Origin of the sequence: Paenibacillus sp. SZ31 (genome assembly GCF_012912005.1) — a bacterium.
Lineage (GTDB): Bacteria > Bacillota > Bacilli > Paenibacillales > Paenibacillaceae > Paenibacillus.
The window spans coordinates 118,100-136,333 of the sequence record NZ_JABBEA010000004.1 but is presented as its reverse complement, the minus strand read 5'-3'; the positions used below and the strand labels follow the sequence as shown (position 1 = coordinate 136,333).

The 18,234-nt window shown below is 49.3% G+C and carries 18 protein-coding genes and 1 other annotated feature; of the genes, 12 read left to right on the top strand and 6 right to left on the bottom strand.

Annotated features, from left to right (window positions below; genetic code table 11):
• Nucleotides 1-30 precede the first annotated feature (30 nt).
• From ligD to ku, 5 genes are all read right to left on the bottom strand, one after another.
• On the bottom strand, nt 31-921 hold the full coding sequence (gene ligD / locus HF638_RS10525; RefSeq protein ID WP_169480167.1) for a non-homologous end-joining DNA ligase: 891 nt from the start codon (nt 919-921) through the stop codon (nt 31-33).
• A gap of 72 nt (nt 922-993) precedes the next feature.
• On the bottom strand, nt 994-1,944 hold the full coding sequence (locus HF638_RS10520; protein ID WP_169480166.1) for an ATP-dependent DNA ligase: 951 nt from the start codon (nt 1,942-1,944) through the stop codon (nt 994-996).
• A 37-nt stretch (nt 1,945-1,981) separates the two neighbouring features.
• A complete protein-coding gene (locus HF638_RS10515; RefSeq protein WP_169480165.1) occupies nt 1,982-3,094 on the bottom strand; it encodes a GerAB/ArcD/ProY family transporter in 1,113 nt (370 codons plus the stop codon).
• 216 nt (nt 3,095-3,310) lie between these two features.
• The gene (locus HF638_RS10510) at nt 3,311-4,180 is read right to left on the bottom strand and encodes a VOC family protein (protein WP_169480164.1); all 870 of its coding nucleotides are present in this window, start codon (nt 4,178-4,180) and stop codon (nt 3,311-3,313) included.
• Between the two features lie 331 nt (nt 4,181-4,511).
• The gene (ku, locus tag HF638_RS10505) at nt 4,512-5,423 is read right to left on the bottom strand and encodes a non-homologous end joining protein Ku (RefSeq protein ID WP_169480163.1); all 912 of its coding nucleotides are present in this window, start codon (nt 5,421-5,423) and stop codon (nt 4,512-4,514) included.
• Nucleotides 5,424-5,581: 158 nt separating this feature from the next.
• Here ku and HF638_RS28400 point away from each other — a divergent pair, with 158 nt between their 5' ends.
• The 7 genes from HF638_RS28400 (at nt 5,582) to HF638_RS10470 (ending at nt 12,101) form a co-directional block, all read left to right on the top strand.
• Nucleotides 5,582-5,878 (top strand): hypothetical protein, encoded by a 297-nt coding sequence (locus HF638_RS28400; protein WP_211175620.1) that lies wholly within the window; start codon nt 5,582-5,584, stop codon nt 5,876-5,878.
• A gap of 4 nt (nt 5,879-5,882) precedes the next feature.
• Entirely contained in the window at nt 5,883-6,059 is a 177-nt protein-coding gene (locus tag HF638_RS10495; RefSeq protein ID WP_026081228.1) for an H-type small acid-soluble spore protein, read from the top strand.
• Nucleotides 6,060-6,326: 267 nt separating this feature from the next.
• On the top strand, nt 6,327-6,809 hold the full coding sequence (tsaE, locus tag HF638_RS10490) for a tRNA (adenosine(37)-N6)-threonylcarbamoyltransferase complex ATPase subunit type 1 TsaE (protein WP_017690089.1): 483 nt from the start codon (nt 6,327-6,329) through the stop codon (nt 6,807-6,809).
• 2 nt (nt 6,810-6,811) lie between these two features.
• Entirely contained in the window at nt 6,812-7,660 is an 849-nt protein-coding gene (gene tsaB, locus HF638_RS10485) for a tRNA (adenosine(37)-N6)-threonylcarbamoyltransferase complex dimerization subunit type 1 TsaB (RefSeq protein ID WP_169480408.1), read from the top strand.
• 17 nt (nt 7,661-7,677) lie between these two features.
• Nucleotides 7,678-8,199, top strand: a complete 522-nt coding sequence (gene rimI / locus HF638_RS10480) for a ribosomal protein S18-alanine N-acetyltransferase (RefSeq protein WP_169480162.1) — start codon at nt 7,678-7,680, stop codon at nt 8,197-8,199.
• A complete protein-coding gene (tsaD, locus tag HF638_RS10475) occupies nt 8,196-9,251 on the top strand; it encodes a tRNA (adenosine(37)-N6)-threonylcarbamoyltransferase complex transferase subunit TsaD (RefSeq protein WP_169480161.1) in 1,056 nt (351 codons plus the stop codon). The genes rimI and tsaD overlap by 4 nt, the downstream gene beginning before the upstream one ends.
• 708 nt (nt 9,252-9,959) lie before the next feature.
• Nucleotides 9,960-10,299 (top strand) — a binding site (T-box leader).
• Nucleotides 10,300-10,544: 245 nt separating this feature from the next.
• Entirely contained in the window at nt 10,545-12,101 is a 1,557-nt protein-coding gene (locus HF638_RS10470) for a 2-isopropylmalate synthase (protein ID WP_169480160.1), read from the top strand.
• Between the two features lie 630 nt (nt 12,102-12,731).
• On the opposite strand, the gene HF638_RS10465 is transcribed toward HF638_RS10470, so the two are convergent.
• Entirely contained in the window at nt 12,732-14,690 is a 1,959-nt protein-coding gene (locus HF638_RS10465) for an ABC-F family ATP-binding cassette domain-containing protein (RefSeq protein WP_169480159.1), read from the bottom strand.
• A gap of 279 nt (nt 14,691-14,969) precedes the next feature.
• On the opposite strand from HF638_RS10465, the gene HF638_RS10460 reads away from it, so the two are divergent.
• The 5 genes from HF638_RS10460 (at nt 14,970) to tatC (ending at nt 17,929) form a co-directional block, all read left to right on the top strand.
• The gene (locus tag HF638_RS10460; protein WP_169480158.1) at nt 14,970-15,608 is read left to right on the top strand and encodes a 5-formyltetrahydrofolate cyclo-ligase; all 639 of its coding nucleotides are present in this window, start codon (nt 14,970-14,972) and stop codon (nt 15,606-15,608) included.
• A 15-nt stretch (nt 15,609-15,623) separates the two neighbouring features.
• The gene (gene moaC, locus HF638_RS10455) at nt 15,624-16,127 is read left to right on the top strand and encodes a cyclic pyranopterin monophosphate synthase MoaC (protein WP_282435655.1); all 504 of its coding nucleotides are present in this window, start codon (nt 15,624-15,626) and stop codon (nt 16,125-16,127) included.
• 37 nt (nt 16,128-16,164) lie between these two features.
• Complete coding sequence (locus HF638_RS10450) at nt 16,165-16,650, top strand: MogA/MoaB family molybdenum cofactor biosynthesis protein (RefSeq protein ID WP_017690080.1); 486 nt, start codon at nt 16,165-16,167, stop codon at nt 16,648-16,650.
• A gap of 169 nt (nt 16,651-16,819) precedes the next feature.
• Nucleotides 16,820-17,068, top strand: coding sequence for a twin-arginine translocase TatA/TatE family subunit (tatA, locus tag HF638_RS10445; RefSeq protein ID WP_036668966.1), 249 nt, complete (start codon nt 16,820-16,822; stop codon nt 17,066-17,068).
• 78 nt (nt 17,069-17,146) lie between these two features.
• Nucleotides 17,147-17,929 carry a twin-arginine translocase subunit TatC gene (tatC, locus tag HF638_RS10440; RefSeq protein WP_169480157.1) on the top strand — a complete coding sequence of 261 codons (783 nt, stop codon included), beginning with the start codon at nt 17,147-17,149 and terminating at the stop codon, nt 17,927-17,929.
• Nucleotides 17,930-18,234 lie beyond the last annotated feature (305 nt).

Genomic DNA, 18,234 nt, shown 5'->3' with positions numbered 1-18,234 from the left:
TAGCCGACACCCTTGTGATGAGGGAGTCGGCTATTTTTTCTTCAAGTGCTTGAGAATGAGCTCAACCGGTTGGGGTTCAACGGCTGCAATCAGATCACCGATGTCATTCAGGCGCTCAACAATGTTCATCAGATGGTAATCCTGGATGGAGACATTGTTTCGAACCTCATCCCAGGTTAGTGGAGTAGAGACGGTGGCTCCTGATTTGGCACGTGGTGTATAGGGAGCCGCAAGGGTCTTGCCCCCATAATGCTGGAGGTAGTCAAAATAAATCCGGTCTCCACGGTCCTTTTTGAGTCGTTCCAGTGTGAATAGATCCGGGTGCTTTTGAGTGACATATTTACCAACAAAATACCCGATATCCCGCAATTCGTCAAAGGATATCCCTTGAATAATCGGAACAATGATCTGAACGCCTGTGGCGCCTGAAGTTTTGGGAATGGACCTCAGACCAAGAGAAGTCAGGGTCTCGCCAACGATGAGTGCAGCTTCCATAATCCGTGGCTCATGCTCCTGAGAGGGGTCCAGATCAATCATCCATTCACAGGGCAGAGTGCTTCCAATCGCATGCAGGGAGGGATGGAATTCAAGTGCAGCCAGATTGCCGAGCCATAACAATTCGGGGAGTCCATTCATGACCACATAGCGGATGCCGTCGTGTACTTCAGTCCGAACATAATCAGGGACAGGCTCAGGGGCATTCTTTTGATAGAAAAATGTCCCTCCAGCTCCGTGAGGATACCTTATGGTTGTAAGCAATCGATTGCTTGTATATGTGAGCAGATACGGAGCCAGGGCGGCCAGCTTTTGCAGATAGATGGCTTTCGTAACACCCGCATCCGGCCACAACAGCTTGTCCGGGTTCGTGACCGTTAGCTCAGTTCCATCTATTATGATGGTTCCTTGGATCTTTGGGGCCAAACGGAACACCTCCTATATGTCTAATCAATCGTTGGAATCATGGGCTGAAACACGCGTGCAGCGATCTCTTCATCATTGAAGAAGCTGGTTCGCCAGACAATCCTCGCGGGTTACATCTGCGAAGGTCTGGATACTGGGATGACGCAATGTGCGATGATGTGTCAGTTCCATATATTGAACTTTGACTCCTATTCGTGGTTCCACCCATGTGGTCTCCGCACTGCGCTCGGGTACATTGTGGAACGGCCTATCCTGCCTGACCAGAGGCTCCACTTGATGTGTGAGTTCCCGCCAAGTATTGGAGTTCAGCTTGCCAGTCCCGACATGACCAATATAGACAAAGTTAGGCCCATCATATACACCAATCGCGACGGCGTTCACGATACCGCTCCGGTAAGTGACTCCTCCGATCATGGCACTTACATCATGCATGATTTTGACCTTCTGCCAGCGCTGATCCTTACCCTGAATGCCGTAGCTGCTGGTGAGATCCTTACAGACGATGCCTTCCATCTGGTGCTGTCTCATGACCGTAAGCAGGGAAGCAGCATCAAGCGTATTGGTGACCTCCTGAACATGGGGAGCGGTGTTGAGAACCTCGTGCAACAGGCGTTGTCGATCTGCCAATGGCTGATCCGTCACCCATTGTCCCTCATAGAAGAGGATATCAAATACCATATAAGTAACCGGAATCTGATGTATGGCCTGGGCGATGCCTTCGGGCCTGCTCATTCGATCCCGCCGCAGAACGTGATAAAACGAAGGTTTTCCGGTGTCAGGGTCCAGCGCAATCACTTCTCCATCCAAGATATAGGAGGAGCCTGAACATAAATTGCGTGGTGTTACCAGCTCGGGATACTGTGCGGTTCGATCATGCAATCTGCGATTCACCAGACGTAGCTCCTGCCCGTCCTCATAGGCAAGCATACGGACTCCGTCCCATTTGACCTGGGCAATCCATTGCGGTCCTGTGGGCAAGGTGGCCCGGGATATGGGTTCGAACGGAATCAACGGTTTGAACATGGAGAACTCCTTTCACGTACCAACCCCTTGGCACAGGTTAATTTGGAATCTTGTTGTATTTTTGAAAACGGGACTTCATATGATGCACCAGAATGAGCAATAACGGAAGCGCTATGCCACAGGTCAGATCCCAGTCAATCCAATAGGGAATGATGACCTTGAGGTAAAAGTTCTCGTCCGGAGCGATCAGAATGGACATGGCGAGAATAAGCATGGAACCCGGCAGAATCAGTGAACGATAACTGGACAAGCGAAATAGGTGAGCCGTGCCAAGGACAAAACTGTAGAAGAACAGTGCGGCTTTGAAGAAAACGGCAATAATCCAGACCGATGCCATGAAGGCTTCAATCCGTTGCAGGAAGTTTCCGATATTGATCTTCTGTGAAAGGTTGAATGAGGCGAACCAGTGATGCTGTGTCATCCATGGTCCCATGACGAGCAGACACATACTCAGCGTCAGTGTAAGTAACAATCCGCCAATCGTACCCGCTAACAGGATGTCCTTCTCCAGATGGGGTTCCTTTTTCGTATAGGGGAAGAGCATCATGAATATGCACAGCTCGCAGTAGGGATATGTGAGTACAGCGACAAAACCTTTGAGTGGATTAAGAAATCCTTGTGCAAGTACCGGTTGGATATTGGCCAAATGTACATGGGGGATTAGACACACCGTCAGAATAAGCAGAAACAACACGACCAGAGGAAGAAAGACCTCGGCACTCTTACCGATGCTCTCCAGACCCGATAGAAGCCCCCAGACAAGCGCACACATAAAAGCCAAATGCAGAACCAATAATGGAGATTCAGGCAAGATCTGAGTAGCCATAAAATCACCAATCTCTCTGATGAACGTTGAGGTACTGATCAGGAAATAAAAAAGGTAAAAAGAGCTAAACAAGGCCCCAATCCAAGGTCCCAGTGTGCGAAGGGCATTCTGAATCAGACTTAATCGGGGATGCAGTTTGTAGGTAACAAGCATAATGATGAGTATGCCGAAGCCACCTGCGACTCCTAACAAGGCGGATAACCAGGCATCCTGCTGTGCGTAGGATGTAATCATAGAAGGAAAGACCAGAATTTGTTCCCCAATCGTGCACAGGAACATTAGTGAAGCGAGCTGCCTAACAGTTAAGCGCCCCTTTTCAATCATAAGGTATCTCCTTAACGTATCTCGTCTGTGTATATGGATAGGATGTGCCAATTGTTCCAGTTTTATAAATAGACAACCAAAAAGCCCGGGTAGCTGATCTCTCTGTGATGTAGAGAAAACAGCTGCCCGGGCTTGCTCATGTGACCCGTGAGCGATTGGGATCGAATGATGCAGAATGCTGGATGTTAGTTAAATTAAAGTACTGCGCAAACAAAGTCAGTTTGCAGTGGTCAGACGGATACGGATATTCTGTGGGTCTACCGTAAACCAGCTATTCTCCACTTGTGTAATGGCTGCGCCGGATTGACGCAATTGTTCAAGTGCCTGTTGTACTTCTTCCTTCGTGGCGTAAACAATGGTGAAGTAGTCAATTCCTGTAGCGTTATCCGGGTTAACAGGTGCGTTCACTCCCGCCCAGATATTGAGTCCCAGATGGTGATGATAGCCGCCGGCAGAAACAAATAAAGCGGACATGTTAGCGAAGTTACCTACGATATCAAAACCAAGAATGCCGGTATAGAAGTTGCGCGCTTCTTCCAGGCTGCGAACGTGGAAATGTACGTGACCAATAACGGTGCCAGCAGGCAGACCCTGCCAAGGTTCATTCTCCGTCAGGGCAAACAGACTTTCTACATCCACAGGATCACTTGCCATGACGTAATTATTATCGCTATCCCGTTTCCAGGTGTCACGTGCACGGTCAGCATAGATCTCAATCCCGTTCAGATCGGGATCGGAGATATAGAAGGCTTCACTGACCAGATGATCGCCTTGGCCGATTTCGATACCGGATGCGGCCAGATTACGCAGAGCAAGACCCAAGGACTTGCGGTCAGGTAGCAGGATGGCGAAATGATACAAGCCTGCGTGTGAGCGTTCAGGCAAGGTAATTCCATCCGTCAGCTCTTCCAATCGCAAGAGGGACTGTTTGCCGTCCGCTGTTAACGTAGCTGCTTTGCCGCTCCGCTCCAACAATTTTAGTCCGACCACATTAGTATAGAACTGGATCGAACGGTCGAGATTCTTAATTCGTAGACTCACTTCGCCCAGATGGGTTGTGGCAGGGATTTGATACGTCGTATTCATAATGGTTTCCTCCGGATTGTTTAATCAATAGATAATTGGGCTAATCGTTTGATTGCGTATATGCGTTGAATCGAATTATTGAATTGCACTCGTCACTTGGCTGAAGCAGCAAATGTAAGATAACTGTATATTCATAAATAAGTTACTTTTCATAAGTTAATATAAAATATAAATCACCTTTCGTCAATCGTATTTGCGAATATAGCTGGCGTTTGATTGAGAAGAATTGTTCTAATATTTCTGTAAAACAAAAAAATCCGACTGTAAAGCCGGACCTGAGTTGAACTGATTACATAGGCATATAACGGAATCGTTCTTGCCTGGGCGACAATCAAACTTTCGGTTTGGGTGTTGCCTTTTTTCTTTTGGCTGGAGCAGGTGCATCGGTTTCTCCACCGACAACAGCTTGAGCGGATGTTTTTCGTGGTGCACGTTTCTTGGGCTTGGCGGTTGTTGTCCCAGGGTCAGCTGGAATGGGCTTCACAGCCTCAATACTTGCCTGTAAAGCAGCCATCAAATCCATTACATTGGCTTCAGGTTTGGCTGGGGCAATCTTGATTTCTTCGCCTGCCACTTTGTGCTGGATAAGATCCAGCAGTTTGCTGCGATAGTCATCGGTGTATTTACCGGGTTCAAAAGGCGTAGACAGTTGATCAATCAGCAGCTTTGCCATCGTGAGTTCCTTCTCATTCACGTTCTGCACTTCTGGCAAGTTGGGCACCTGGGAGACAGGACGAATCTCGTCGGGATAGAAAATCGTCTCCATGGAGAGGCAATCTTCCAGTACACGTATGGCAGCCAGACTGCTCTTCGAGCGGATGGAAATTTTGGCGATGCCAATCTTGCCGGTATCCCGCATCGCGTTCATCAAGAGCTGATAGGCGTTACCCCCAGTCTGATCGGGCGATAGGTAATATGTTTTCTGAAAATAGATCGGATCAATCTCAGTCAAATCCACAAAATCCAAAATGGTAATGGTTTTGCTGGTGGAATCATTTAACGCTTCCAATTCATCTTTCTCGAAGAGTACAAACTTTCCCTTTTCATATTCATAGCCTTTGGTGATCTCTTCCCACTTCACGTCCACTTCACAGGATGGACATTGACGAACATAAGCGAGCGGGCTACCGCAGACTTTATGGATGTAGCGCATGGAGATGTCTTTGTCTTCGGTAGCCGAGAACATTTTGACAGGGACATGCACAAGGCCAAAACTGATTGCACCTTTCCAGACGGTATGCATAGATCGGCTCCTTTCAAAAGGGTACATTTATATTCAATAGTATGGGCATCTGGTGCGAGGGATAATCGTCTTATAAACGAATGAATTCGTATGGTTCGGCGAGACTCGGGGATCATAAGAGAAGTGATCTTGCAATGATTAAGCCGGGAGGTGCCGAAATGAGTAACAGACGGGATGAAGAGGAAGCGCATAAGCATGCTTTTACTCCGTATCCTCTTGCTGATGCTGAAAGCGCTGAAGAATTTTATACACCAGCTACAGCTGTGAATTGGGAAGCAGTCACTTCGGAAGAATTACCCCTTGATCGGGAGTCATTCATGCTCGACATTGACCGGATGGTGAATGAAGGGTTAGGTGGAGGTCAGGTTACGGAAGATAACGGTCATATTGGTGAAAGTACAACTGATAGCATGGTTCGAGAGTCACATGATGATCCGGAAGGGGACTATGAATAAGATGATGGATGCAAAGCGAGCCAAAGCGATCTATGATTCGAAGGATACCATTGCCGTTACATTGGAGGGAGATCCAGTCTGGATCGAGAATGTGGATGAAGCCAATGGCATGGCGACCGTTCAGGTTGGCAGCAGGCCGGGAAATACCCAGACGGTACGTGTGGATCGGTTGGAGGAGTAGTTACAAGTAGCCTGTAGTTATTGTGGAATCGGTGAGTGAAAAAAAGCTAAAATATGTACGTAGGACGGCCGGTACCGAGAGGTGCCGGTTTTTTGTTTTTCCTAATGGGTGTCTGAAAACTCCGAAGGAAGCAAGTTTCCAGACCCGTCTAATAATGCACGTTTATATTTGCGCTTGTTCCTTCGATGTTGCGGGGGAAGAAAGGGACCGATATAATAAGGTTCAAAGTGAACTCAGGCGGCTGGACCGCCAAAGGTGGGGCGTATATTGAATCAGACGCACGAGCAGTGGGTGTATCAATCCCATGGCATTGCAGATACAGAAGCGCTCGCGTCCGCACTCGCCAGACAGGCAAACGCCGGCATGGTGATTGCGCTGGATGGTGATCTGGGCGCGGGGAAAACGGCATTTTCACAGAAATTTGCTTGGCATTTGGGTGTACGTGATGTGGTGAGCAGTCCCACATTTACGCTAATCAAGGAATATGAAGGGCGCCTGCCCTTGTATCACATGGATGTATATCGCATTTCGCTGGAAGAAGCGGATGAGCTTGGACTTGATGAATATTTCTATGGAGCCGGAGTCAGTCTGGTGGAGTGGTCAAGCATCATTCCCGAATTGCTGCCGCAAGAGCACTTGCATGTGCAGATTGAGACAACGGGCCTAGAGGATCGAACGATTACACTGGATGGGTACGGCGAGACTTATGCAGCCATGTGCCGACAGTTCAGACAGAATGGAGTCAAATGATGATGGAAGATTTACAAAAAGAGCCGCGTCAGCGGTTTTTGGCGTTGGATACATCCACCGCAGTGATGGCAGCGGCGATGATGGAAGATCATGCGCTTCTGGAAGAACGCAATGAACGGGCAGAGCGCAATCATTCGGTACACGTTGTACCCGTAATGGAGCAGCTGCTGGCCGCCAGCAGCACAGAGACTGGTCAGCTGGACGGTATTGCCGTCGGCGTTGGCCCAGGCTCATACACGGGCATCCGCATTGCGGTGACCGCGGCGAAGACACTGGCCTGGGCGTGGGACATCCCCGTAGCCGGGGTGTCCAGCCTTCAGGCTCTCGCCTGGGGCGGCTGGCACAGCGGCCTCGCCGCCAAGGCAGCAGCTGCGGCAGAGGATGCCGCAGCAGGGGCTGGCGGAACGCCATCCGCGGACCAGGGCAGCACAGGTGCTGCCCCTGTCCACTGGATCGTTCCGCTTGTGGATGCACGGCGCGGTCAAGCGTGCACCGCGCTGTTTGCCTCCGCCGGGAGCGATGCGCCCCGGCGTCTGGCGCCTGATGCCATCCGCAAGATGGACGGATGGCTGGAAGCCCTCGCCGCCCGCATGGCAGAGGCGGCGCCGGAAGAGCGGCCCGCAGCCGTCTGGATCGTCGGCGAGACGGGCCCCCATGCTGCGGCAGCGGCGGAGCTTAGCTGCCCCGCAGGAACGGCGCTCCAGCTCGTACCTTATGAGCTGGAAGGCCGCTGGGTTGGGCGCCTAGGCGCCGCGGCGCTGCTTGCAGGTCAGCGTGATGACGTGCATGCGCTGGTGCCGAATTACACCCAGCTGTCTGAAGCGGAAGCCAATCTGCTGCGCAAAGGCTAAAGGGGGAGGGGAAGCAGATGGACAACGTGGTGAATAATAAGCAGGAAGCAGCGCTTCAGTTCAGGTTCATGACACTCGCGGATATTCCCGATGTGATGGAGATTGAACATGAGGCCTTTACCCTGCCCTGGACGGAAGAAGCATTTCAAAATGAATTGACGCACAATCATTTTGCTAAATATATGGTGATGGAATTAGAAGGAAAAGCCATTGGCTATGCAGGTATGTGGACAATCATGGATGAAGCCCATATTACCAATATTGCAGTTAGAGGCGCGTATCGTGGACGCAAGCTTGGTGAAAAGTTACTGGATGAAATCATGAGTACAGCGGCGTATCTCGGCATGGAACGAATGACGCTGGAGGTTAGAGTCTCGAACATCATTGCCCAGCGTTTATATCAGAAAAAAGGGTTTGAATCGGCGGGTCTTCGTAAAGGATATTACTCCGATAATGGGGAAGATGCGATGATTATGTGGGCGAACTTACCGTCTGCAGGCCGGAGCGGCGAAGAGGAAGGAAGCGTACTGGATTCATGAACGAACTCAATGAAAAAATAAATTCTGCACCATCCTATATATTGGCGGTGGAGACAAGCTGTGATGAAACAGCGGTAGCGGTAGTTAAGGATGGACGGGAAGTGCTGTCCAATCTGATCTCAAGTCAGATCGAGACCCATAAGGCATTCGGCGGCGTTGTACCTGAAGTGGCCTCACGCAAACACGTTGAAGTCATTACGCTGATGCTAGAACAAGCGATCGAGCAGTCCGGCATTCGTCCGCGTGATCTGAGTGCGATTGCTGTGACGCAAGGTCCGGGACTGGTGGGGGCATTGCTGGTAGGAATCGTTGCAGCCAAAACGCTGGCGATGGCACTGGGCAAGCCGCTCATTGGCACACATCATATTGCTGGGCATATCTATGCCAACCGACTTACTCATGAACTGAAATATCCGGCAATGGCACTGGTCGTATCAGGTGGACATACAGAACTCGTGCATATGGAATCCGAGGGCAAGTTCAAACTGATTGGCCGTACGCGTGATGATGCCGTAGGCGAAGCGTATGACAAAGTAGCCCGTGCATTGGGCTGTCCTTATCCGGGAGGTCCGCATGTGGACCGGATGGCGTCTGAAGCGGAGAATGTGGTGCCGTTACCACGGGTATGGCTGGAAGCAGGTTCGTATGATTTCAGTCTCAGTGGTCTGAAGTCTGCTGTACTGAATGCGCTCAATCAGGCCAAAATGCGCGGAGAAACGTTGGAGCCATCTGCGGTTGCACGTGGTTTCCAGGAAGCTGTCGTAGAAGTGTTGGTGGAGAAAGCCGTAAGAGCAGTTCGTGAGTACGGTTCACGGCAATTACTGTTATGCGGTGGTGTTGCAGCTAACCGGGGGTTGCGCTCGGCGTTACAAGAGCGTTGTGCGAAGGAAGGGCTTGAACTATTAATCCCGCCGATGGAATATTGTACGGATAATGCGGCCATGATTGGAGCGGCTGCGTATCTGAAATGGCAACGGGGAGAAATTGCTGAGTTTGATGCCAAAGCAGACCCTGGACTTTCTCTGGAGCAATGGTCCGTTCAGTCCTTATAGAGGTTGTTCAAAAAGCCCGCTTTTGATTACGAATGATGCCTAGCGGCATCATCAGCATCGAATATGGAATTCAGCCGAAATGTCCGTTGCTCACGTAGTTTTGACTACGCTCCGCTACTCCATTTCTAGCTTCATCCCATCTTCTCGGTACTGAAAACCGATCTTTTTGAACACGCACTTATAGTTTATATAGACAGGCAGTTTGAGATTAAGAGTTGACAGCCTGGATGTGAAGAATGTATATTAGTTACAAATTTAAACAGGAATTTATCTTCCTGAACTGATAAACGCGATGAACAGGAATAGTAAGGTCAATCCCGGTCTTAGAGAGCTGCGATATGGTGCAACGCAGTCGAAGGAAACCCGAAACTCACCTGGAAGCGGAACGATGGAACACGGTGACTCCCCGGGAGAATCCGAAGGCCGATCATGGCCCAAAGTACATGGTTACGGGTTGCCTCCGTGAATGGGCCGTTGTCGGTAGGACCGTTATTACAAGGATCGACTGACGATAACTGAGGGGGCTTTCAGGCTGCTTCAAGTGATCCGGATATGCGAAAGCATTCAGGGGTTGTCTTGAATGAACAGGAAGGAAGTCAACAAGAGTGGTACCGCGAAGGTGAACAGCCTGTCGTCTCTTGCATTATTGCATGAGGTGGCAGGCTTTTTTGATTTTCAAAATAAGGATGAATGAAGTTAGGTCATATGATAAATGTGATGAACGGGAGCAGTAGAACGATAAAGCGCTCAGAGAGCTGCGGGGTGGTGCGACGCAGTGGCTGGAATCCTTCGAATCTCGCCCGGGAACGGAGTTGTGGAAGCGTGGGGACGATATCAATTGCCCAGTTGTCCTGATGGACAACGACATGTGCTACACAGCAACGGTTAACCCCCGTTATAGGGTGTTTCTCCGAATTCCAGTGGTGTCGTGCGTGCATGCACAATCCAGCGGATCTCGGAGACGACGAGGTGGATGGAGTCCGGCGCAAGTCTGGCCCATCAAGCGAGAGTGGTACCGCGGAGGGGATAATAACCCGCCGTCTCTTATACGAGATGGCGGGTTATTTGTGTTTGCTGCCGGCAGCAGGGTGGGCAAGGGAATGAACCATATGGAGATTGAAGAATCAGAAGGTCAGGGTGTAAGTCGACGTACACTCTGTTGTAATGAAGCTACAAACAACATACGCGTTTACAAACAAAATATATAACAACAGTGACGGCGATCAGCGGGTGTTCTGTGGCTCGTGGGTCGCAACGAAAATGTTTATAAAAATTTGATGGAGGTTGATGGATATGACAACAACTAATAACAAACGCATGATTGAGATTTTTGATACAACGCTGCGTGATGGAGAACAGGCACCAGGGGCAAGTCTGCAACCCGAGCAAAAGATCGAACTGGCACACCAACTGGCTTCTCTGGGCATCGACGTCATTGAGCCTGGATTCCCGATCTCCAGTCCGGGTGAGTTCGCGGCGGTTCAGGCGATTTCGAGACAGTTGCAGAACGTGGAGATCTGTGGATTCGCGCGCGCGGTCAAAGGCGATATTGATGCAGCCGTTCAAGCAACGGCGGATGCAGCACGACGTCGAATTCACCTATTTATCTCTTCTTCGGATATTCATATTGAGCATCAGCTGCGTCGTCCGCGCAGTGAAGTGGTGGCTACGGCCCGTGAGATGGTATCTTATGCACGACAGTTCACGGACATTGTAGAGTTCACCGCGATGGATGCGGCACGGACGAAGATGGATGATCTGATTGAGATGGTCGAAGTAGCGATTGAAGCAGGAGCCAGCATTATCAATCTGCCAGATACCGTGGGTTATGCTCTGCCACATGAGTATGGAGAGATGTTCCGCCGGGTACGTGAGGGTGCAAGAGGCGGCGATCAGGTTCGTTATAGTGCCCACTGTCATAATGATCTGGGCCTGGCCGTAGCCAATAGCCTAGCTGCGATTGCCAATGGTGCTTCCCAGATTGAAGTGACCATCAATGGTATTGGGGAACGGACGGGGAACTGTGCACTGGAAGAGCTGATTATGGCGCTGGAGACTCGAGGAGATGTAATTGGTGCAACGACCAATATTAAGCTGAACCAACTGTATGAGACCTCTCGTCAGATCAGCCGTGCAATGCACTTCCCGATTGCGTACAACAAGCCGGTGGTGGGACGTAATGCATTTCAGCATGAATCCGGTATCCATCAGGATGGTCTGCTGAAGAATCGGAGCACCTATGAGATTATGGACCCGGAAGCGCTGGGTATCCCACGCAGCATGATTATTCTGGGCAAACACTCCGGTCGTCACGCGCTGAAGGATCGGGTTCGCAAATACGGTTTTGAGCCGGATGAGCAACAGATGGAGCAATTGTATGAGGTGTTCAAAGAAACCGCAGACCAGCAAAAAGTGGTCAGTGATGACCAGTTATTGCAGATGGTTAGCCAGACCATGAATATTCCTGCACAGGATTATGAATTGGTTGAATTGCAAGTGACGGCGGGCAGCATGACGGATCGAATGGCCGCCGTTCGAATTCGCACTAGCGCTGGAGAACAGTCCTACTCTGCCGTTGGTGGGGGACCCGTGGATGCGACCATTCGTGCAATTAGTCAGAGCATTTCCGATGATATTGCGTTTGTCGATATGGAGATGCATGCCTTGAGTGGCGGAGAAGGTGCAAGCGCAGAGGCGGTAGTTACTGTGGAGCGTGCAGGACGTGAGTTCCGGGGAACGGCAACACATAATGATATCGTCATGGCTGCCGGCCTTGCTTATGTAGCGGCTTGTAATGCTGCTGGGCTTAAGGCCGAGTCTTCCGAACAGCATGAACAAGTACATGCGTAGATCATCTTGGTCAGATCGCATTTGCAGCAGCGATAGGAGCAATACCGCTTCGATGTAAATGTGCATGGCATATAGGAAGTAAGCAACGGGCAGGCCTTGAACGACAAGGTCTGCTTTTGTCTTATTATGGAGGAACATTGAAGAGTGGACGAATACATTTGTCAAGGTGTGACTATAGTTATCCACATATCCAGTGTAAAATGTGGGTAACTACCGCAAAGTCAAACCAGGGATGTTTTCGAAACGAAAAGGGTTTAGGGGATAGAATGGCTCCTTGCTATCCACAAATCTGTGGATAATGTGTATAACTTAGTGGATAAATATGGTTTTTGTGTGAAAAAGTCTATTCTACCGCTGTATAATTAAGCTTATTAATGTGCTTGCTATCTTGCTTTCTTGTGGATAAGTGTGAGTGGAGAGTGCGCAAAAATATTTCTCTTCATTCGAGTAAATTTGACAAAATACAAAACATTCTCCTGAACCTTCGCATACGTTAGTCCATTCTTAATGAACATAAGGAGCATAGCTTCAATCTATTCAATCCCGACCCAAAAAGCTGATCCCCATAAGGAATCAGCTAGTGGTACGACTATACTTTTCAGAACAGAATCAGTCAGGGCTAAGCCCGTACTATTGCATGGCTAGTTCTTCCCATTCTTCGTACGCCTTGCCGAGTTGTGTCTTATGTTCCTCCGACTGTTGCTGGAGTTCTTGCAGCTTCATATAATCCTGATAGATTTCAGGCAGAGCCATCTGTGCCTCAAGTTCGGTAATCTTCGTTTCCAGGTCCGCAATCTGCTGTTCCAAAGCTTCCTGCTTGCGTTGACGGTTACGCTCTTCACGCTTCGCCTGTTTTTCCGCTTCGAATGAAGCAGCTCCTGATTTTTCGGTTGTGGCTGTATTCGAATCGGATTTGGACGAGTTCTTGGATGAAGCCTGACGTGCCTCAGCAGCTTCGCGTGCGATGTCCTCAAGCTCCTGTTTCTTCTCCACATAATCATCATAATTTCCGAGGTAGTGCTCCGTTCCACCTGGATGAAGCTCGACAATGCGCTCAGCCATTTTGTTGAGGAAGTACCGGTCATGGGAGATGAACAGCAGCGTGCCTTCATAATCCATTAACGCCGCTTCCAGCACTTCTTTGGCAAACAGGTCGAGATGGTTCGTAGGCTCATCCAGAATGAGCATGTTCGCTTCCTTCAGCATCAGCTTGGAGAGAGACACACGTGCTTTCTCGCCGCCGCTGAGGGAGGAAATCTTCTTGAGCACATCGTCACCGCTGAACAAAAAGTTCCCCAGTACGGTCCGAATGCGTGCTTCTTCCATCCCAGGATAGGCACTCCACAGTTCTTCCAGAACCGTATTGGACGGATTGAGCCCAGTCTGCTCTTGATCATAATAGCCAATCTGCACTTTCGTTCCCCATTGGATATCCCCGGTTACCGGACGCAAACTTCCGGTGAGGCACTTCAGCATGGTGGATTTACCAATACCGTTTGGACCAATCAGAGCAACTGTTTCCCCGCGCCGCAGATCGAAGGATACATTGCGGAACAATGGAGAAGCCTCGTCATAAGCGACAGACAGCTGATCCACACGAAGTACTTCTTTGCCGGACATAACGGCGGTTTCGAAGGAAAAATGAGCTTTTTTCAGATCACCCATCGGTTTATCGAGGCGCTCCATTTTGTCGAGGGCCTTGCGGCGGCTTTGCGCCCGCTTGGTCGTCGAGGCACGCACGATATTTTTCTGGACAAAATCCTCCATCTTGGAGATTTCACCCTGTTGTTTCTCATACTGCTTCATCTGAGTTTCATACTCAGCAGCTTTGAGTTCCATATAACGGCTGTAATTGCCCGTGTATTTTTTGGAGCGGTGACGTTCGATCTCCACGATGGTCGTTACGAGTCGATCCAGGAAGTACCGGTCATGGGATACCACGAGCAGTGCGCCTGAATACCCTCTCAGATAATCTTCCAACCATGTAAGAGTGGCGATATCGAGATAGTTGGTAGGCTCGTCAAGCATGAGCAGATCAGGTGCCTGAAGCAAAATACGAGCAAGCGCAAGGCGTGTCTTCTGCCCGCCACTAAGTGTGGCAATAGGGGTATCTGGCGAAAATTCGCCGAATCCCATCCCGTGCAGTACACTGCGAATGCGAGTTTCCATCTCATAACCGCCATGGTCCTTGAACCAGTCGGAGCGTTTCGCATAACGTTCCAGCAGGTCCGCGTATTTTTTCTCGTCTTCCATCTGGGCAGGGTCGGCAATGTCGCGTTCCATCTGACGCAAATCGGCTTCAGCCTGTGTCAGGTGAGCGAACACGTTCATCATTTCTTCCCAGATGTTACGGTCGGATTGCAGTCCGCTGTTCTGGGCGAGGTAACCAAGCGTCGTTTCTTTGGATTTGAAAATCTGTCCTCCGTCATAAGACATTTCACCCGCCACAATTTTGAGCAAAGTGGATTTCCCTGCACCGTTTACACCAACGAGGCCGATGCGCTCGCGTTCTAATATTTGTAAGTTCACGCCGTCCAGGATTGGATCGACACCAAAACGTTTGATAATTCCGGATACTTGCAGCAGCATAAAATTAAGTTCCTCCATAGGTCCAGTTCTTGATTTGACAACTACATCTCAGTTTACATGAAATACAGAGCAATTGCACCGATTGGGAACGCATGGGGCATGTAGTCTTTTTGATCAATCAATGATAAACTGAAAGAAGGCATGTTATTACATGAGGATTTTGCAGAAAATAAATCATTTTAACCATTTCAACAAGATGACATCTGGTCATAACATATAAAATGTTTTTAATGAGAGCTTTTTTCTACCTTCCCTATCAACAGGAGGTTATTCAAGGATATGCAGGATCATGCGGAACTGAAAAGCCAGCTTCGATCCAGACTGAGACAGAGCCGTGATCTGATGGATGCGAGCATGCGTCAGCAGGCAATGACTAAGATTAACGCTGGAATGAAGCGGGAGTTGGAGCGCCTTAGACAGGCCAAGCGTAAGGTCGGGAACAGACCACTCGTCATATTCAGTTATTTGTCCTATGGAAGCGAAGCATCCACAGCGTTTCTGTTTGAAGAGGGCTGGAAGCATGGAGATGTGATGTTAGCACCGAAAGTATTGGCGAATCCACCCCGAATGGAACTGCGGCAAGTAACCGGAGAACAGGATCTGGAGCCAGGCATATGGGGAATACCGGAACCCCAAGATTCCTGTGAAGTTCTTTCACCTGAAGATTGGCCGGATATCGATCTCGTCTTGGTACCCGGGCTTGGTTATGACCTTCATGGAGGACGTATTGGTTATGGTGGCGGTTATTATGACCGTTTTGCCGAGACGCTTGCAGCACAATGTGCGATGACGGACAAGAAACCGTTGATGGCTGCGATGGTATTGCCGGGTCAGCTACAGGATGAGATTCCGATGGACCTGCTCGATCTGCGGATTGATCTGTTGATAACAACCGAAGGTATATTACATATCGAATAAAGGGTTGTGATGTGATTGAGTTCAGAAGCGAATAACGGCCAGGCTTCCGGTGGCAAACTGACCCATTTTAATGAACAGGGGCGGGCCCGGATGGTTGATATTTCGGGTAAGGAAACTACCGTACGTACGGCTGTGGCCGTAACGAAAGTGACGATGAATCCAGATACACTGGAAGCGATTCGGGAGGGCCGAATCGGTAAAGGTGACGTTCTGGCTGTGGCTCAGATTGCCGGGATTCAAGGTGCGAAGAAAACGTCGGACTGGATTCCGATGTGCCATCCTTTGGCACTGACGGGTGTAGATATTCGTTTTCATGATAACGGAGTGGATGAATTACACATTGAAGTCACTGTCAAAACGGAAGGCAAAACAGGTGTTGAGATGGAGGCACTCACGGCGGCTTCGGCTGCTGCACTGACGGTCTATGACATGTGCAAGGCGATGCAAAAAGATATGATTATCGGTCCAACCATGCTGAATTCCAAGAGTGGTGGCAAAAACGGTGATTACAGCCGATAGGCAATATTTATTTTCATAGAGGAGAAGGGTGATCTTTATGGTGTGGAGAACAGCAATCCTGACAGCCAGCGACAAAGGAGCCCGCGGGGAACGTGAGGATACGAGTGCACAAGTCATTCGGGAACTGGTGGAAGAAGAGCTGGGTGGTCAAATCGTGGAGTACCGCATCGTTCCGGATGAACCCGATGAGATTATTGCGGCTTTGATTGAGATGACGGATTATTTTCACGCCGATCTGGTGCTGACTACCGGTGGTACGGAGCTGGCCATTCGTGATATTACTCCGGAGGCGACCCGGCGCGTGATTGAACGGGAAGTTCCCGGGATGGCAGAAGCCATGCGTTACAGTGTAATGAGCAAAAACCGTTCTGCAATGCTGTTCCGTGGTGTATGCGGTATTCGTGGACGTACATTGATCGTCAATCTGCCAGGTACACCGAAGGGTGTGCATGAACATCTGGCTGCCATTATGGATCAACTTCCAGAAGCGTTGCTGATGGTTACGGGTCAGTTCAAGCAATAAGCGGGTACGGACTCTCGGCATGATATCTCTTTATTTGTGAATATTGCGGGTTATGTAAGTGGTTACATCTGTGGTATGATGGGCTTAAATTAAGAACGTAGCAGAGACATCTATGACCGTATGGCCGAATATGCGCATCTTTGAACCTTGAAGACGAGGAGGAATATCAATGTTTAGTTCCATTGGACCAACGGGTTTTATTTTGCTGGCCGTGATTGCATTGTTGTTATTTGGACCCAACAAACTTCCGGAACTGGGACGTGCAGTTGGGCGTACCTTCCGTGAATTCAAAGAGGGCGCTCGCGAGATTATCTCTGAGGATGACTCGTCGAATCGCAAAGAGCAGGAGAAAGCGAAACCGCTGGCGGCTGAGAGCACACCTGCAGACAAGCCTGCTGATAAACGCCTGCCGGAATAATCTTGACGGCAATGAAAGAGAAATCCCTTCCTGCCGGAAGGGTTTTGTATTTTAAGCTGGCAATAATGGGGGGCGGGCATGACGCAGCAAATGGAAGAAATGTCGATTACGGAACATCTGAGCGAGCTGCGGAAGCGGCTGATCTACGTATTAAGCATTTTTGTGCTGGGACTGATTGCAGGATTTTTTGTGGCGGACCCGGTATATCAATATCTGACCAAGTCAGAGTCGGCCAAAGGTTTTGTATTGCATGCCTTCTCGTTCTGGGACGGGATTGGCATTTACATGAAGATTGCTGGTTTGTTTTCACTTATCATCACACTGCCGTTTACGGTGTATCAGATCTGGAAGTTTGTTAGTCCAGGGTTAAAGCCTCGCGAGCGAAAAGCTACGCTGAAGTATGTGCCTTATGTATTTCTGCTATTTCTTATAGGAATGGCTTTCTCGTATTATGTTATTTTTCCAATGGCACTCGCCTTCACGACAGCGATTACGGAGAAGATGGGGCTTGTGGAGACCTACGGGATGAAACAGTATTTCAGCTTCCTGTTTGGCATTGTGTTGCCTGTGTCCCTATTATTTGAACTTCCTTTACTTATTATGTTTCTGACAGGACTGCGGATACTGAATCCAATTCGTCTTCGCAAGATGCGCAGAGTCTCTTATTTTGTCTTGATCTTCATTGCTGTGGTCATTACACCTCCAGACTTCATATCCGATCTTCTGGTGATGATTCCCTTGCTCCTGTTATATGAGATCAGTGTGCTTCTATCCGCAATCGTATACCGCAAGCAGCTTGCGGCCGATGAAGAGATCGAATCCCGTTACGTTCGTGCAGAGGATAAGAACCATGCGGGCTGAATGAGGATAAGCTGTAATGTGCCCGGAAAAGACGGTCTGTTCTTATCCGGGCTATTTCTGTAGACTGCCGACCACCACGACAGGACAAGCAGGCATATTATGTTCAACAATGGATACAATGGGAAAGGGACTGTCTGCTAACGTTGCAGAAGGGCTAAACAATTTCGTAGAATAAGATTAGTGAATTGCAACATAGAACCAGGCACAGCGGGTGTAATTTTGCTATGTTCGTGTAAATTCAACGTAAATTCTCGCAGGAATTCGTCAAAAGGACTTGAAATCATGCTTCAAGTTGAGTATCATAA

Coding starts and splice junctions, on each gene's coding strand:
- HF638_RS28400 (WP_211175620.1), top strand. CDS start 5,582: ATGAGTAACAGACGGGATGAAGAGGAAGCGCATAAGCATGCTTTTACT.
- HF638_RS10470 (WP_169480160.1), top strand. CDS start 10,545: ATGACAACAACTAATAACAAACGCATGATTGAGATTTTTGATACAACG.
- HF638_RS10515 (WP_169480165.1), bottom strand. CDS start 3,094: ATGATTGAAAAGGGGCGCTTAACTGTTAGGCAGCTCGCTTCACTAATG.
- tsaB (WP_169480408.1), top strand. CDS start 6,812: ATGGAAGATTTACAAAAAGAGCCGCGTCAGCGGTTTTTGGCGTTGGAT.
- tsaD (WP_169480161.1), top strand. CDS start 8,196: ATGAACGAACTCAATGAAAAAATAAATTCTGCACCATCCTATATATTG.
- HF638_RS10495 (WP_026081228.1), top strand. CDS start 5,883: ATGGATGCAAAGCGAGCCAAAGCGATCTATGATTCGAAGGATACCATT.
- rimI (WP_169480162.1), top strand. CDS start 7,678: ATGGACAACGTGGTGAATAATAAGCAGGAAGCAGCGCTTCAGTTCAGG.
- HF638_RS10465 (WP_169480159.1), bottom strand. CDS start 14,690: ATGCTGCTGCAAGTATCCGGAATTATCAAACGTTTTGGTGTCGATCCA.
- HF638_RS10520 (WP_169480166.1), bottom strand. CDS start 1,944: ATGTTCAAACCGTTGATTCCGTTCGAACCCATATCCCGGGCCACCTTG.
- ku (WP_169480163.1), bottom strand. CDS start 5,423: ATGCATACCGTCTGGAAAGGTGCAATCAGTTTTGGCCTTGTGCATGTC.
- tatC (WP_169480157.1), top strand. CDS start 17,147: ATGACGCAGCAAATGGAAGAAATGTCGATTACGGAACATCTGAGCGAG.
- HF638_RS10450 (WP_017690080.1), top strand. CDS start 16,165: ATGGTGTGGAGAACAGCAATCCTGACAGCCAGCGACAAAGGAGCCCGC.
- HF638_RS10510 (WP_169480164.1), bottom strand. CDS start 4,180: ATGAATACGACGTATCAAATCCCTGCCACAACCCATCTGGGCGAAGTG.
- HF638_RS10460 (WP_169480158.1), top strand. CDS start 14,970: ATGCAGGATCATGCGGAACTGAAAAGCCAGCTTCGATCCAGACTGAGA.
- tatA (WP_036668966.1), top strand. CDS start 16,820: ATGTTTAGTTCCATTGGACCAACGGGTTTTATTTTGCTGGCCGTGATT.